This is a genomic window from Paenibacillus sp. P22, assembly GCF_000469945.2.
Taxonomy (GTDB): Bacteria; Bacillota; Bacilli; order Paenibacillales; family Paenibacillaceae; genus Paenibacillus_O; species Paenibacillus_O humicus.
The window spans coordinates 1-15,228 of sequence record NZ_CBRA020000219.1 but is presented as its reverse complement, the minus strand read 5'-3'; the positions used below and the strand labels follow the sequence as shown (position 1 = coordinate 15,228).

Here is a 15,228-nt window from a genome sequence, read left to right as displayed (position 1 = left end):
GTCGCCTGCACGAGATCCTCAAGCTGCATCTTGATATGCATATCCAGAGCCGAGAACGGCTCGTCGAGCAGCAGCACATCGGCTCCGGCGCCAGCGTCCTCGCCAGCGCCACCCGCTGCCTCATGCCGCCGGACAGCTCTCCCGGATATTTGCCCTCCGTTCCGGCAAGCCCGACTTCCTCGAGCAGCATTTCGACCCGATTCCGTTCCGCCGCCGCGCGCCTGCCTGCGATGTCCAGGCCGAGCCCGGCATTGTCCCGGATCGTGCGCCATGGCAGGAGGCAGTCCTGCTGAAGCATGTAGCCGACCTTGGCGGACGGCCCCGTTACCGGCTTGCCTCCGAGCAGCACCTGGCCCGCTGCCGGCGGGAACAAGCCCGCAAGCAGGCTGAGCACGGTCGTTTTGCCGCAGCCGCTCGGGCCGACCAGGCTGATGAATTCTCCATGTCCGACAGCCAGCTCCATCCGGTCGACAGCCAGGGAAGCCCCTTTCCTGCCGACATAGACATGCGAGACTCCCCGCAGCTCCAGCATCGGTGATTTGTCGTCCATGTCCTTGTCCTCCTTTCCAAGCGTCGCCCCTAAACATAGCATGCAGGCCGGACGTGTCCTCCGGCCTGCCGTTCAATCGCCGGACGCTATTTGCCGGCCTTTTCCGCAAACGAATTGTCCACCAGCTTGTCGTGATCGGGACGGTCCTTGAGCTCTCCGGCGGATGTCATGACGTCGAGCAGGTTGTTCCATTCCTCTTTGTCGATGACCGGGTTATCCGCATAGGATCCTTGCTGCTTGTAGCGGTCGATGGAGCTTACGATGATCGTTTTGTCCGTGCTTGGGAAGTAGGATCCGACGGCATCGGCGATTTCCTGGGCGCTGTGCTCCTTGACCCAGGTTTGCGCCTTTTGGACCGCGTTCGTGAACTTCTGCACCGTGTCCTCATTCTTCTTGATGTAGCTTTGCTTGCTCATGAAGACGGTATAAGGCAGATGGCCGCTCTCCACGCCGAACGAAGCGACGACCTTCCCCTTGCCTTCCTTCTCCATCATCGAAGCCTGCGGCTCGAACAGCTGCACGTAATCGCCCGTTCCGGACGCATATGCCGCCGTAATGTTCGCAAAGTCGATATTCTGGATCAGCTTGAGATCCTTGTGGGGGTCGATGCCTTTTTTCTTGAGGGTGAATTCGCCCGCCATCTGCGGCATTCCGCCCTTGCGCTGGCCGAGGAAGGCGGCTCCCTTGAGATTGCTCCAGTCGAAGGCGGCTCCCGTGCGGGACATGAGGAACGTTCCGTCGGTCTGCGTCACCTGGGCAAAGTTGATGACGGGATCGTCGGAGCCTTGCTGATAGACATAAATGGACGTTTCGGAGCCGACGAGAGCGACGTCGATGGCGCCGGACAGCAGCGCGGTCATCGTCTTGTCGCCGCCCGCGGTCGTCTGCAGCTCGACATCAAGCCCTTCGTCCTTGAAGAAGCCTTTGGACAAGGCGACATATTCCGGAGCGTAGAAGAGCGAGCGCGTCACTTCGCCGACACGGATCTTCACCGGACCGCCGCTTTTGCTTCCGCAGCCGGACAGCGAGGCCGTCAGCAGCAGCGAAGCCGCCAGCAGCAGGCCTCCGATAGCTTGTTTTTTCATATGGATGTTTCCTCCCATGTGGACCTTTGTGTGCTACAGCCTATGCTGGCGGCAGCCGGATGGTGAATGGCGGGAGCGACGGCAGCGGTCGCCGGCAAGCGGCGCGGCATCCGTCAAGACCGCTGTTCCGATTTCAAAGGGCATGGCAAAAAAGCCCCTCCTCCGCCATATGAACGGCAGATGGAGAGGCTTGGTCCAAGCTCGGGCAGCCCGGCGCGCCGGAGCTTGGAGCCGGCAAGGCGTCGCTGCCTTGGGCCAACAGCAGCTCGGCGCCGCTTGCTCCTTACAGCTTGTAGATATCCGTGTATTTGGCCCGCAGATACTTCACGAGGTAGCTCGGGTCCAGCGGTTTGCCCGTCGCTCCGACAATGATTTCCTTGGGCGTCTTGAGCTTGCCGTATTTGTGGACGCGGTCTGTCAGCCAGGATTTGATCGGCGCCAGCTCGCCGCGCGCGACCAGCTCCCACAGCTCCGGAAGCTGGGCTTCCATCGTGTCGGCCATCTGCGCCGCGTACATGTTGCCGAGGGAATAGGACGGGAAGTAGCCGAACAGCCCTGCGCTCCAGTGCACGTCCTGCATGACGCCCTGAGCGTTGTCCGGCGGCGTGATGCCGAGGTATTCCCGGTATTTGTCGTTCCAGATCGCCGGGAGATCGGATGCCTTCGCCCCTTCGTTGAAGATCATCTTCTCGATCTCGTAGCGGATGATGATATGCAGGTTGTAGGTCAGCTCGTCGGCCTCGATGCGGATGAGGGAAGGCTGGACGGTGTTCTGCGAACGGTAGAATTCCTCCGGACTGATGTTCAGCTGGCCGGGGAAGCGGCTCTGGAGGTCGCCGAAATACCGGTGCCAGAACGGGCGGCTGCGGCCGATCGTGTTCTCCCAGAAGCGCGACTGCGACTCGTGGATGCCCATCGACGTTCCGCCGCACAGGGAAGTTCCGGCGAGCTCCGGCGAGACGTTCTGCTCATACAGCGCATGTCCGCCCTCATGGATCGTGCCGAACAAAGCGCTCGTCACGTCATCGGCCAGATAACGCGTCGTGATCCGCACGTCGCCGAGATTGATTCCCGTAGCGAACGGATGCGCGGTCTCGTCCAGACGTCCGGCTTCGAAGTCGTAGCCCATCTGGCCGAGCATGAACAGGCTGAAGTCCTTCTGCGCGCCTTTGTCGAACAGCTGGTTCAGAAATTCGCGGGAGGGCTTGTTCGGCGAGCCCGCGATGGCCGAAGACAGCGGGACGAGCTCGTCGCGCAGCGAGCTGAAGATGCTGTCCAGCTCGGCGACGGTCATGTCCGGCTCATAATCGTCGATCAGCGTATCATACCGGGTAGCCTTCGGCCCCCATAGATCGATGAACTGGTTCGTATACCCGATGACCTTGTCCAGGAACGGCTCGAACGAAGCGAAGTCGTTGTTGCCGCGGGCGACCTCCCAGGCGGATTCCGACTGCGAGATCAGGACGACGGCTTCCTCGTACAGCTTGGCCGGAATCTTGACGCTGCGGTCGTACTGGCGCCGGACTTCATGGACCAGCTTGAGGTCGATCTCGCCCAGGCCGGCCTGCGCTTCCTTCTGCTCGAGAGCCTGCAGGAGCTCTCCCATCTCGGCGGAGGTGGAGAGCTTGAACGCTTCGCCGGCCAGCTGGCCGAGCACCTCGGAGCGGGCGTCCATTCCTTTGCGGGGGGCGCCGGTGCGCAGATCCCAGGCGAGAATGGCCTGGGCTTCATGGTAATTCCGGATTTTCCGGTCCAGAGCGCGGAAATCGGCCAAAGTCCTTTCGTATGTAGATATCGTCACAGGTCGTCACCCTTTCTTCTATGCGTTCTATACTTGATCATAGCGGGGACAGACCTTATAATCAACGGTAATCAAACCGGGCCTCCGGCTGCTCGGAAGCCGCGGACAAAGGAGTGGCGGAAGATGCGCATCACATTCAAGACAGCCGCCGTCGAGGCGCTGAAGCCTTATCTCGAGGACGGGAAGGGCATCCTTAAGCTTGTGTACGATACGGAGGGCTGCGGCTGCGTCGTCAACGGCGTGTCCGCCCTTCACATCGTCGGCCAGGCGAGTCCCGGCGACGTCATCGGCGAAGGCGACCCGTTTCCTTTCCTCTACGAGGAAAGATACGAGGTGTTTTTCGAGCCCGAGCTGAAGCTGGACTACAACCCGGCTCGACAAGCCTTCATCCTGGCGAGCGACAGCCAGATCTACAGCCATGACCTGCGGTTCTTCCCGCAAGGAACGGCCACCTTCTAATCCAACTGTGCGAAAGAGAGGTCGGGAGCATCATGAACAATCTCCAGGAAATGCTTGCCTATAACGAAAAATTCGTCGAGGACAAGAAGTATGAGGAATATTTGACCGACAAATTCCCCGACAAGCGAATGGTCATCCTGACCTGCATGGATGCGCGGCTGTCGGAGCTGCTGCCGAGAGCGCTCAATCTCCGCAACGGCGACGCCAAGATCCTCAAGAACGCCGGCGCCATCATCACGCAGCCGTTCGGCAACATCATGCGAAGCATCCTGGTCGCGCTCTATGAGCTGAACGCGGATGAAGTGTTCATCATCGGCCATTACAACTGCGGCATGACGGGCATCAATCCGGACAGCATGATCGGCAAAATGGTGGATCGGGGAGTGCCTTCCCAGACGATCCGCACGCTGAAGCATTCCGGCGTCGATTTCACCCGCTGGCTGACCGGCTTCGACAATGTGCGGTCGAGCGTCGAGAAGAGCGTAAGCATCGTCCGCAACCACCCTCTGCTCCCTCCGGGCACGCCCGTGCACGGCATGATCATCCATCCTCAGACAGGCAAGCTCGATCTCGTGACGGAAGGATACGAATTTTTGAGAAATGCGGAGCCCGCGCCTGCCGCAGAATAACCCGCAAACCAGCAAAGGCTTATCCGGATCGGGCCGCAGCCCGATCCGGATAAGCCTTTTTGTTCGGTCTCGCAGCGGTCAGCCTCCGCCTCGCGCCGCTGCTCTCTTAAGCCGGAGCGACTGCTCCCGCGCTTGTACGACTTCGCTGCGGTCGCGCGTCAGATGGCGGTGAATCAGCTCATCGCCTGCCACGATATCGCCGCACCAATCCAGCCCTTCCGCAGCGCAGCGTTCCTTGCAGGCAGCCGCCAGCTCGAGATCGCGGATCGGCAGCATCCAGCCGGAGTAAGGAATTCCCTCGCCCCGCTCCAGCAGCGAGGCGGCCTCGTCCAGCTGTCTGCGAAGCAAGCCGCCGTCAAGTCCCGCCTGCTCCAGCAGCGGCAGCGACAGCCTTTCCCAGGCGGAGCGCAGCATTTTGCGGGCTCCTTCCCGGTTGCCGCGCCGCAGATGGTATTGACCGACGGCAATCTGAATCAGTCCGTGCCAGAGCTGGGCCTGCTCGTCGCCGGGATGCTCCTTCCAGTATTCCTCCAGAATCTCGTGGCATTCGAAGTAATCCCTTGTCCCGTGGAACTCTGCGAGATATCGGATATAGGCATCGGGGTATTTGTGGGAGATCAGCATCATGCTTGCCAGCCTTCCTAATCTATAATGTCCAGCCTGCACCAACGGCAGATTGTGAATTAAATCTCATTTGCATCTACATAAAAATGAAACCCGACTATCATCATAGACGTATACACACCCAAACGCAATGGAGGTTCTTGCCGAGAACCCGGCGTTCATACCATCACTTACCACTCGGAGGGGGACTCTTCACGACATGAAAAAAGGATTTATTCTGATGCTGGCCTTTACGGTTCTGTTCGCCTTCACGGCGGCGGGAACGGTTGACGCCAAGCGCGGCGGCATGAAATCTCCGCGCCAGAGCTTTACGCAGACTCCAAAAAAATCGACCGAGAACGTACAGCGGGCGGACACCAATAAAACCCCGGCCGCAGGAGCGGCAGCCGGCACGACGGCGAACCGCGGCTTCTTCAGCGGCGGCGGCATGATGAAGGGCCTCATGATCGGCGGCCTGGCGGGACTGATGTTCGGCAGCATGTTCTCCGGCATGGGCTTCATGGGCGACTTCTTCGGCCTGATCATCAACCTGCTCGCGATCTACATCCTGTTCATGGTCATCCGGTCCATCGTCGTCCACTTCCGCAACAAGCGCAAGGCCGCGACCGACGATCGCCGCGGGCCTTACTGATCGCCGATGCGGATTCTGACGGACGAAATCATCAACGCCGTATGCCTCAGCGAATCCAGCCGGCGCGGGCTCCAGCCTTCGCAGGTCGAGGTGCAGCTCGGCTGGGACGAGGAATACGGCTTCTCCGCCGAAGTCTTTATCGGCGACCGATCGCATTATCTCGTCGAGGCCAACCTCAAGGAAGCGATCGAGCAGTACATGTTCAAGGAGTACGGCATGCGGGTCTATCGTTCCCAGATTACGCTGGACGCCGACGAAGAGTTCTGGGCGGATATCGCCGAATAGCGATTGAAGCCAGAAATAGACGAAAAGCTTCCCCTTCATCTTCGATAAGATGGTCAGGGGAAGCTTTTTTCGGTTCCAATGAACCTATCGGCTGCGGAATGCGAGCGTCGCGTTGATGCCGCCGAAGCCGTAGGAATTGGACAGAGCCGCATCCAGCCTTTTGTCCCGTCCATGGCCGTAAACGAGATCGAGATCGGCCTCCTCGTCAGGTTCCGTCAAGTTGGCCGTCGGCGGCAGCCATCCATGATGCAGAGACAGGCAGGTGATGGCGGCTTCAATCGCTCCCGACGCTCCAAGCGGATGGCCGTACAGCCCTTTCGTGCCGCTGACCGCCACCGGACGGGTGCCGAATACGCTGCGGATGACTTTCGATTCGGTCACGTCGTTGAGCAGCGTCGAAGAACCGTGGGCGTTGATGTAGCCCACCTCCTCCTGCAGCATGTCCGCATCGTTCAGCGCCAGCCTCATCGCGCGCTGGGCCTGCGTTCCGCAAGGGAGCGGAGCGCTCATGTGATGGGCGTCGTTCGTCACGCCGAAGCCGCTGATCTCCGCCAGAATGCGGGCTCCCCTGGCGCGGGCATGGCCTTCCTCCTCGATGACGAGCACAGCCGCCCCTTCCCCCCATGACGAATCCGTCCCGCGTGCGGTCGAACGGGCGGCTGGCCCTTCCCGGCTCGTCGTTGCGGGTCGACATCGCGCGCAGCAGATCGAAGGCTCCGAACGACAGCGGAGAGAGCGGAGACTCCGCGCCTCCCGCGAGCATGACGTCGGCTTCGCCGCGGCGGATGGCCTGGAGCGCCCTGCCGATCGCCACAGCGCCCGAAGCGCAGCTCATCGAGTTGGTCTCGTTCGGGCCGTTGAAGCCGAATTCCATCGCCATGTTGCAGGAGGAAGCTCCTCCGAAGACGGAGAAGCCGAGCGTCGGCGACACGCTCCGGTAACCGCCGGCCATGTACTGGCTGCACTGCTCCTCGGCATAGGAGATGCCTCCCAGCGCGCTTCCCATGAAGATGCCCGTCCGCTCCGGATCCAGCGCTCCGGCCTCGATGCCCGCATGCCGCAGCGCCATCCGGCCGGATGCGATCGACAGCTGCGAGTACCGGTCGGTGCGATGCGCCCGTTTGCGGTCCATATAGTCTTCGGCCCGAAAGTCCTTGATCTGCGCTGCAATCCGGCTTTTCAAGCCTTCCGGAACGAAGCGGTCGATCGGACCGACGGCGCTCTCGCCCCGGCGCACCCCTTCCCAAAGAGATTCGGCTCCAGTGCCGATCGGCGTCACGCATCCGATACCCGTAATGACTGCCCTGCGGTCGCTCATGAACGATGCCCCATTCCGGCGGCTTCCGCCGCGAATTTGATTCCTGCCAAGGTCCGGTCCGCGATGACCTGCACGAAGGCCGGCCCTATGATTCCTCTTGCGGCCAGACCGCCTACCGGCGGACGATCCCATTCATGCACGATGGACGCTTTTGTTCCTTCCCCGCTCGGCTCCAGCCTCCATTCCACGTCCATGCCCTTTGTCACCCCTTCGATATGACGGTACAATATGCGGCTCTCGGCTTCCCTCGATTCCATCCTGCTCACCCACCACACCGGCCAGCGCAGCCTGCCGAAATGCCTCCATGCGGCCATTTCCACGATGCCGTAATCAGGGGCTCCGGTTCGAAACGACACGGAGCGGTAGTGGTGCAAATGAACCGGCCACTGATCGACATCCCTTGCGTAAGGGAACACCTCGTCAGGCGCTCTATGGATGTAAATCTCATTATACGTATGCATCGCTGCACTCCTCCTTCGGAATTAGCTGTCGAATCCAGTCAAGTAACGCTGCCGCAATCGCCGATCCATGCAGCGAGCCGGCTCCCGGCTCCGGGCGTCCGGCCCAATATCCGGATGGAAGCCTCGAACAATCGGGGCCGCGCCGCTCCGAATTCGATCACCCGCTGGAGAGCCGCTGCAGCGGCGAACTCCTTCCGATAGAGCCGTCCATACACGCTGAGCTGGCGCTCGTCTCCGGTTTCGAGCGCCCGCAGCAGCAGCGGCGCGGCCAGCTCGGCGCTCCTAAGCGCCCGATAGATGCCCTGGCCGGTAAGCGGATCGTAATAACCGGCCGCATCTCCGACAAGTACGATGCGTCCGGAGGCCGGCTGCGGAATGGGCTGATGGAACGGGCCGCATGCGAGAGGCTCATCCTCCAGGACGGCGTGACGGCAGCGTCCCTCCAGCCGGGGGCGCCTCGACAGCTCCCTAAGCATGGCGGCGCTCTTGTTCCTGCCTTCCTCCGCCCATGCCGAGCCTGCCGGCAGGACAAGCGTGACATTGGCGGCATCTCCTTTGAGCGGGGCGATTCCAAGGGTCGAGCCTTCATTCAGATGCAGCTCCACCCTGTCGCGAAGCTGTTCGATGCCGCTCATTCGCGCCGTAATGGCGATTTTGCGCAGCGCCCCCCACGGAGCTCCAAGTCCGGATGAACGGGCGACGGCGGAGCGGATGCCGTCCGCGCCCGCTACATAACGGGCTCGAATGCGGAAGGTGCCGCCGCCTGCCTCCCCCTCCACGAGGCAGCCGCCGTCATCGCCGCGCATCGCCCTCCGTACGCGATGCTCCTGCAGCACTTCGGCGCCGGCAAGCTCCGCCTGCTCCAGCAGCCAGCCGTCCAGCTGATCGCGGCGGCAGCTAAACCCCGCTGCGCCGCCAGGAAACTCCGCTTCCATGCTCGCGGTCCCGCAGTGCAGCAGCCAGCCGCGCAGCGGATGACCGAACGTCTGGGCCGGACCTGCCGCTCCGCCTTCGGCGAAGCGCTGCTTCCCGGCCAGCCTTTCCAAGGCGGCTGCGGCGCCTGGATTCAGCGACTCTCCGCAGGGCTTGCCTCTGGGATGCCGCCGCGCCTCCAGCAGAGCCGTTTTCAGCCCGGCTCTCGCAAGCGTCCAAGCAAGCGCGCTTCCGGCAGGGCCGGCTCCCGCCACGAGCACGTCATACACGGCTGAGCAGCGCCAGCCGGTAGGGGAAGTGGCGCTTGACCGTCGCATCAAGCCCTGCGGCGGCTAGCAGCCTGCGAGCCTCCGCCGCCGTGAACGACCGCTGGACGGACAACGGACCGTCATGCCGCGTCACCGGACTTCGCCACACCAGCTTGGCGAGCAGCCTCGCGATGCCGTATGCCGTACGGCTCCGTTCCAAATCCGTGACGATCCAGCCCTTCCTCGTCACGCGATCCATCTCCCGCAGCATCGAGACGGCATCCTCGTCGCTCATATGATGCAGGGCGAGGTTGCTGAACGCAATATCGAAAGCTCCGTCGCCATAGGGAAGATGGCGTCCATCTCCTTCATGAATGGTGATGGACGCATGCCCTCCTGTCCGCTTGCGGGCCAGCTTTGCGATGGATGGACTGATCTCGACTCCGGTCACCTCGAGCGGAATGCCCCGTTTCTCCGCCCACCGGCACAGAGCGAGCGGCTGATCGGCCATGCCTGTCGCCACATCGAGCACTCGGACGGGAGACGCGCTTCCTCTCAAGCCCGTCAGCAGCCTGCCCAGATGCCGGAAGAGGGGCGGATTGCCCCCGAGCCATCGATTGACCGCCCAAACTTCCAGCAAGCTTGCCTCCAGTTCCTCCTGCGACAGAGCCTCCTCTTCATCCAGCCATTCCTTTCTCAGCTGACGCTTCACAGTCTGCTCCTCCTTGATCATGTCGTCAGGCGTAGTATGCGCTTTATTGCCAAAACCATCCATCGGCAGCGCAAAAGAAGATGCCGAAGCCGGCATCCGCAACTATCCTCCCTACCATGCATGCCAGCCGAGCCGCGGGCGGGAAATCCATGATATACTCATGGAATATAATGGAATGAAAGAGGGGATAAGCTTGCATGGGATCTATTCCGTGATGGACAAGTATTTCCAGGCTTGGAATGACGGTTTCGTCAGCAAAAACGCCGATGCGATCCGTGCCATGATGTCGCCGGGCTTTGCCGGTTATTGGGCGCATTCGGGACTGGAGCGGCCGGATCAGTACGGGTTCGGCTACGATTTGGAAGGCGTGCTCAGCCAATACGGGGAAGCTTCGAAGAGCTATGAAATCTCGGATGTCCAGGAGCGCAGGGAAGGCGAGGAAGTTCTCGTCCTCGGCAGGGAGATCAATCTGGTGGAGGGCACTCCGCATCCGGCGCTGTTCATGTTCGTATGGAGGCTGGAAGACGGACAGTGGAAGCTGGCGAGAGAATATATCGAACTGGAGAAATAAAAGAAGATCCCGCTCCTCCCTTTGCCCGGGACGAGCGGGATCTTGCTGACTGCAGTCTGAAAGAAAATCATTCGCGGGCCAGGCCAGGCTGCTTTCCGTCCGCTTGACGCTTTGGCCTGCTGCCTGCTGCCGGTCTCCGCCGCGAAGCGCCCGATGCTCCAAATAGTCCCTGCAGGCCGTGAAAGGGCCTGCCGCTCGTCGGAAAGGAAGGCTAGCGTGAACAAGCCGCTCGGCTGCTTGGATACCTTGATCATGACGGCAGGGCAAGGTCCACATGCATCCGGCAGGTCCTCCGGCCGGCAGAGACGGCGGAAAGCTCCGCATGAAGGCATCCGGCGGATATGCCGCGGTCGGCGGACTCGGCCTTGAAGCCGTTTCGCAGCCGACAAGGCGGCCTGCCCTAGCGCCGCGAAGCCGTTCTCTTGAAAGCAAGGATGAAGGCGGCCGGATCCTCTTCCACGTTGAACGGATAGACTCCGGAGCTCGTATGCAGATACAGGATGCCGAGCTGTCCGCCGACGATCCGATACGAAATGTCGTATACGTCCTTCAAGGGGAAGCTTCTGCCTTCGGCGATTATCGTTTCCCCGTCCAGCAGCAAGTCCAGCTCGAGAACGACGGTGTCCATCCCGGAGCCGTTCAAAACCCGCTCCATTTTGATGTAGCGCTGTTTGGCCAGCATGTCCTGCACGCCTCCTTTCTTCTGTCCGCTGCGGCCGATCAAGCCCTTCCAAGCCAAAAAAGGGAGCGGCGGCCGCCCCCCTTCATTTCCCTCTATAGGCTGACATCAGAACGCGACGCCGATGCCCCCTTCGCCGGCATAAGTACCCATGACAGGTCCCATGCTGGAGAACAGCACCTTCTTGAACGGATGCTTCTCCAGCACCCGATCCTTGAATTCGAGAGCGAGCACTTCGCAGTTGCTGTGGACGATCGCGACAAAACCGTTCTCGTAGTCGTGCTGCTTGTCTTCGAGCCTTGCGAGCAAAGAGTTCAGCGCTTTGCGGAAGCCGCGCGTCTTCTCTTCGACCTCGACGACGCCTTCTTCATTGATTTTGAGCAGCAGCTTGATGTTGAGCACCGACGCCACGCCGCCGGCAAGCCTGCTCAGCCTTCCGCCCTTGATGACGTTCTCGAGGCTGTCGAGCGTGAAGAAAGCGCTTGTCTCAAGCGCAAGCCTGCTGACCTTGTCCTTGAGCTCGTCGAGGCTGGAGCAGGTGCGGGCCCATTCGGCCGCCTGGGACACCACCAGGGACAGGCCGCCGGAAAAGGTTTTGGAGTCGATGATTTCAATCCGGTTCGGCAGGCCCTCGTCCTCGTACAGCCCCTTGGCGATCAAGGCGGACTGATAGGTGCTGCTGATGTTCGAGGACATGCTGACGACCAGAATGTCGCGGCCGGGTTCTACGGCCTTATATGCTTCCAGAAACGTGTTCGGGCTTGGGCTTGCGGTCCGCGGAAGCTCCGGGCATGCCCGCATGCGGGCATAAAAGCTTGCGGCATCCGTGTCATCCGGCATAAGCTCGTCCTGGAACGAGACGGGAAGATGAACGATGGTAATGGAATGGGCTGCAATGAAGTCGGTCGGGAGATCAGAACCGCTGTCTGTGATGATTTGAATAGGCATGGTGTAAGCGCTCCTTTCAATGCTTCCATTATACCGAAGCCGTTCCCCTCAAAAATAGTAACAAATATAACTTGTCAAAAGGCTTAAGGTATGCATCGGCCAAGCCAGGACGTTGGCGAGCCTTACCAGGCTCGGATCACTTTCGCGCTATCGTCCGAAGGATAATAATGCTTGTCCTTGCTTTTCTCGCCGATTGCGAATACCGAGAAGCCCATGAACCCAGGCTTGCCGGAGAAGGCTTCCCGGTAAGCCTGGAACAGCCTTGCCTGCTCGCCTCCGTCCTCCACGTCCGAAGGGGATGGATTCCAGGGCTCTTTCGCCGCATATTCGCGGGCTGGAAACCCGAGCTCGCCGAAGTAGACCGGCTTGCCCCATTTGCCCGACAATGCCATGACTTCGCTCACGACATCCTGGCCGCGGCCGTTCACTTCGGTGGAGCTCAATGCCGACAGCAGCTGTCCGGCCGTATTGACCGGACGCTCGGACAGCTCGAAATAGGCCGCGACCGTAATGAAGTCGGTATCCGCCCAGAGCGGGTTGTCCCGCTTGGCTTCGTAAGCGGCCGTGCTGGCCTTGTCCCAGGCAGCCGTATACCACCAATTGGTTTTATACGTCAGAAGTCCGCTGTACTCGCCTCTCAGCTGCTGGAGCATGGAGCTCCATTCGCCGCCGAACCGCTCCAGATGCACGAGATTGGAGCCGGCGATCATCGCATCGGCGTGATAAGGCTCGGCAACCCGGCGTGCGAGCGGAACAAGCACTCTGCTCCGCCACTGCTCGAAAAAGGCATCGAGATGATCCGGATTCCAGTCGGTCTCCACCTCCCTGCCTCGATTGATCCATGGATAAGGCTCCACGATGATCCGCATGCCTCGGCTCTGAAGCCGGGGAATGAGCTCGATGGCCTTGTTCAGGCTGGCTTCGTCCAGCGTCATGTCGCTCGAGCGCACATCGCTCACTTCGACGACGACCGGAACATTGACCGTGTTCAGACCAAGCCTGCCGGCATCCTCCAGCACTTGTTCCGGATCGTAATCGACCGACAGGTTGGCCGATTTGACTTTCAGGCTCAGGAAGTCCGTCTTCTCCTTCGGCTGGGATGACGTCCACATCCATACCGCGGCTGCAAAAGCCGCCGCAGCCAGACCCGCTGCAAGCAGCATCTTCACGAGGCGTCCTATCGGGAACACAGGCGCTACCTCCTTCTGTATTTGCGCAGATAGAAGACGATTCCCGCGATCAGGAGAAGCAGCACCGTGCCGAACAGAATCGTGAACAGCCGGGCTTGTCCGGTGCTCAGATTCACTTTCTCGCTCAGGCTGTAGCTGTCGTCGCCGCTGAAGGCATGATTGGTCGCTTCTCCCCAGCGGTTGATCAGGACGGCGTTGCCGATCAGGCCGGAGGCATTTTTATCCTGTGCGAGAAACTTGCCTGCGAGCGCCAAATTCCGCTCGTCCGGAGCCGTGACGGCCAGCACGGCCGTTTCCGGGTCCGCCGGAGACGGAATTAGCTGCAAGGAAACGAGCTGCTTGGCGAATTCGGGCAGCAGCCTCCGTTTTTCATTGGATATGAAATAGCTGAAGGAAGAATCATAGCGGAACCATAAGCTTCCGTTCAACGCTTTGAGCGCCGGGAGGCTGGCAGGCGTGCCGGCCGCGATGACATTGACACCCTTGTCGCGGGTTGGATTCCACTTTCCTTCGGACAGCACCTTCAGGGAAGCGCTGTTGTCGGTGAGGGAACGGCCCAGATAAGAAGCGGCTCCGGCCAGAAGCGAGTAGTCGTCTCCGTCCGGATCGGAAGGAAGCGCGAAAGCCGCGTCGTTCCACTTGCCGTTCTTGATGAAGGGCCAAGGATAATAATCCAGAAGCATCGAGCGCTCATCCTTGGCCGGGAGGCTGACGGAGGAGGACGGATCGACATAGGCCCACGGAGTCTGCTCTCCCGTCGGCGCGCAGCTCAAATCGTTCATCTGCAGGTCGAACGCAACCGAGAACTCCAGATACGACAGCTTGGCCGCGCGGCTCGGAATATTGACTTCCCACACATCGCCGTCCGCCTTGGAGGCATCCAGCTTTTTGCTGCCGGCCGGAATTCCGTTCACATACAGCGTCGCGAGGGACTGGCCGAAATTCAGGTTCCGGGCATACCGGAGCTGGAACTTCGCTTTGGCTCCCGGAACGACGAGCTTGTTGGATGGAAGCTTGATGTCGAACGTCGTTTGCTGGCGCAGCGGCCCTCTTACTTCCAGCCCGTTGTCGTAGCCGAGCTGCTCCAGCGTCCATGTATCGCCGGTCAATCGGCCGGAGGCCAGATTGATGTCCGTGCCGGCCGGAATGAGCGCGGACGAGTCGCTCAGCTGCGAGGTCATGTCCTTGTTCTGCAGCAGCCGGGCCGCCGTGTCGAGAACGGAGGAATCGTCTCCGCTGGCGATGACCATCAGGATGCGGTTCGGATTGTAGGGCGATACGGTCCGGAACAGCACCGGCCCTTCCCCGATGCGGGATACCGCCTCCTGCGGCGCCGCGGAACGGATTTCCTCGGGCATTTCGGACAACCGGCCTACGTAAATGAGATGATCGTTCCGATGGTCTCCGGCAACGATTGCCGCATGCTTGTCCATATGAAGTCCGACGAGGCCGTCCGGCGCATAGGAGCCCAAGGAAGCGGCGGCTTGAAGGGCGGCCGCCGTCTCCGCTTCGTCCGGCTGGTCGGGAAGGACGATGGAGGTGCCGGTGCCCGATGTGTCGCCTGCATCTTTCAGAAACGGATAAGGGAATTGCGACAGCTCGAGGGAGGGCAGCTCGGTGCGGTAGCCGATCTCCAGCCAGGAGCTTTTCTGGACGGTCAGCCAGTTGTCCTTGTCCCGCTCGTCGACACAAAATCCGATTTCCCCGAATTCCTTATTGCCGAGCCATAAGCGGATCTCATTGCTGCCGGAACGCCAGGCATCGGCCGGAACGGCTACATCGAGCCTTTTGCCGGTCTCGCCGTAACCGCTCAGAGCGGCCGAATGTACCGGCTTGCCGTTGATCTCGACGGTCAGGGAGCTGAGCGAGGCTTTGCGGCTTGCCCGGATATCGAGGTGAAGCACGGACTGCTGCACCGACCAGCGGGTGCCGAGATTGAAATAGGATGCCTGGGAAGCGTAAATGCCCTGAAGCCGCAGCTCCTGCGGGTACGGAAGCTTGGCGGAGAGCGTCCCGTCCGCATAATAACGCGGCTGGCCGGCAGCCGGCGTTTCTGCCGCATTGGCGGACGGCTCAGCGGCGGTGGACGACTTCGCTGCCGCGA

16 protein-coding genes and 2 pseudogenes are annotated in these 15,228 nt (G+C 60.9%); 5 read left to right on the top strand and 13 right to left on the bottom strand.

Annotation, left to right across the window (positions count from 1 at the left end; genetic code table 11):
* The 3 genes and pseudogenes from BN871_RS23535 to BN871_RS23525 form a co-directional block, all read right to left on the bottom strand.
* A pseudogene (locus BN871_RS23535) lies at positions 1–550 on the bottom strand (ABC transporter ATP-binding protein); the annotation flags it as partial.
* A gap of 86 nt (positions 551–636) precedes the next feature.
* Positions 637–1,635 carry an ABC transporter substrate-binding protein gene (locus BN871_RS23530; RefSeq protein ID WP_048749312.1) on the bottom strand — a complete coding sequence of 333 codons (999 nt, stop codon included), beginning with the start codon at positions 1,633–1,635 and terminating at the stop codon, positions 637–639.
* 283 nt (positions 1,636–1,918) lie between these two features.
* A complete protein-coding gene (locus BN871_RS23525; RefSeq protein ID WP_048749314.1) occupies positions 1,919–3,430 on the bottom strand; it encodes a carboxypeptidase M32 in 1,512 nt (503 codons plus the stop codon).
* Positions 3,431–3,559: 129 nt separating this feature from the next.
* Here BN871_RS23525 and BN871_RS23520 point away from each other — a divergent pair, with 129 nt between their 5' ends.
* On the top strand, positions 3,560–3,895 hold the full coding sequence (locus BN871_RS23520; protein WP_021880760.1) for an iron-sulfur cluster biosynthesis family protein: 336 nt from the start codon (positions 3,560–3,562) through the stop codon (positions 3,893–3,895).
* Between the two features lie 32 nt (positions 3,896–3,927).
* Positions 3,928–4,524 carry a carbonic anhydrase gene (locus BN871_RS23515; RefSeq protein WP_048749310.1) on the top strand — a complete coding sequence of 199 codons (597 nt, stop codon included), beginning with the start codon at positions 3,928–3,930 and terminating at the stop codon, positions 4,522–4,524.
* 78 nt (positions 4,525–4,602) lie between these two features.
* Here BN871_RS23515 and BN871_RS23510 read toward each other — a convergent pair whose 3' ends face one another.
* Positions 4,603–5,151, bottom strand: a complete 549-nt coding sequence (locus BN871_RS23510) for a DUF309 domain-containing protein (RefSeq protein WP_048749308.1) — start codon at positions 5,149–5,151, stop codon at positions 4,603–4,605.
* Between the two features lie 196 nt (positions 5,152–5,347).
* Between BN871_RS23510 and BN871_RS23505 the strand changes: the two genes are divergently transcribed.
* On the top strand, positions 5,348–5,779 hold the full coding sequence (locus BN871_RS23505; protein ID WP_021880757.1) for an Import inner membrane translocase subunit Tim44: 432 nt from the start codon (positions 5,348–5,350) through the stop codon (positions 5,777–5,779).
* Positions 5,780–5,785: 6 nt separating this feature from the next.
* Positions 5,786–6,064: a DUF2653 family protein gene (locus BN871_RS23500; RefSeq protein ID WP_048749306.1), complete on the top strand. Its 279-nt coding sequence runs from the start codon at positions 5,786–5,788 to the stop codon at positions 6,062–6,064.
* Positions 6,065–6,148: 84 nt separating this feature from the next.
* Here BN871_RS23500 and BN871_RS29425 read toward each other — a convergent pair whose 3' ends face one another.
* The 5 genes and pseudogenes from BN871_RS29425 to BN871_RS23480 form a co-directional block, all read right to left on the bottom strand.
* Entirely contained in the window at positions 6,149–6,670 is a 522-nt protein-coding gene (locus BN871_RS29425) for a beta-ketoacyl synthase (RefSeq protein ID WP_232313294.1), read from the bottom strand.
* Between the two features lie 70 nt (positions 6,671–6,740).
* Positions 6,741–7,382, bottom strand: a pseudogene (locus tag BN871_RS30370) (beta-ketoacyl-[acyl-carrier-protein] synthase family protein); the annotation flags it as partial.
* A complete protein-coding gene (locus BN871_RS23490) occupies positions 7,379–7,843 on the bottom strand; it encodes an SRPBCC family protein (RefSeq protein ID WP_048749304.1) in 465 nt (154 codons plus the stop codon). The pseudogene BN871_RS30370 and the gene BN871_RS23490, both read right to left, overlap by 4 nt.
* 38 nt (positions 7,844–7,881) lie before the next feature.
* Positions 7,882–9,045: an NAD(P)/FAD-dependent oxidoreductase gene (locus tag BN871_RS23485; protein WP_048749303.1), complete on the bottom strand. Its 1,164-nt coding sequence runs from the start codon at positions 9,043–9,045 to the stop codon at positions 7,882–7,884.
* On the bottom strand, positions 9,038–9,736 hold the full coding sequence (locus BN871_RS23480) for a methyltransferase domain-containing protein (protein WP_164763180.1): 699 nt from the start codon (positions 9,734–9,736) through the stop codon (positions 9,038–9,040). Before BN871_RS23480 ends, BN871_RS23485 begins: the two co-directional genes overlap by 8 nt.
* Before the next feature lie 193 nt (positions 9,737–9,929).
* Here BN871_RS23480 and BN871_RS23475 point away from each other — a divergent pair, with 193 nt between their 5' ends.
* The gene (locus tag BN871_RS23475) at positions 9,930–10,307 is read left to right on the top strand and encodes a nuclear transport factor 2 family protein (protein WP_232313291.1); all 378 of its coding nucleotides are present in this window, start codon (positions 9,930–9,932) and stop codon (positions 10,305–10,307) included.
* A gap of 400 nt (positions 10,308–10,707) precedes the next feature.
* On the opposite strand, the gene BN871_RS23470 is transcribed toward BN871_RS23475, so the two are convergent.
* From BN871_RS23470 to BN871_RS23455, 4 genes are all read right to left on the bottom strand, one after another.
* Positions 10,708–10,989, bottom strand: coding sequence for a hypothetical protein (locus BN871_RS23470; protein ID WP_069202549.1), 282 nt, complete (start codon positions 10,987–10,989; stop codon positions 10,708–10,710).
* Between the two features lie 105 nt (positions 10,990–11,094).
* Positions 11,095–11,934 carry a DegV family protein gene (locus BN871_RS23465; protein ID WP_048749294.1) on the bottom strand — a complete coding sequence of 280 codons (840 nt, stop codon included), beginning with the start codon at positions 11,932–11,934 and terminating at the stop codon, positions 11,095–11,097.
* 122 nt (positions 11,935–12,056) lie between these two features.
* Positions 12,057–13,124, bottom strand: a complete 1,068-nt coding sequence (locus BN871_RS23460) for a glycoside hydrolase family 113 (RefSeq protein WP_021881843.1) — start codon at positions 13,122–13,124, stop codon at positions 12,057–12,059.
* A 5-nt stretch (positions 13,125–13,129) separates the two neighbouring features.
* Positions 13,130–15,228: cellulose biosynthesis cyclic di-GMP-binding regulatory protein BcsB (locus tag BN871_RS23455; protein ID WP_048749292.1), on the bottom strand; the 2,099-nt coding region annotated here is incomplete at its 5' end.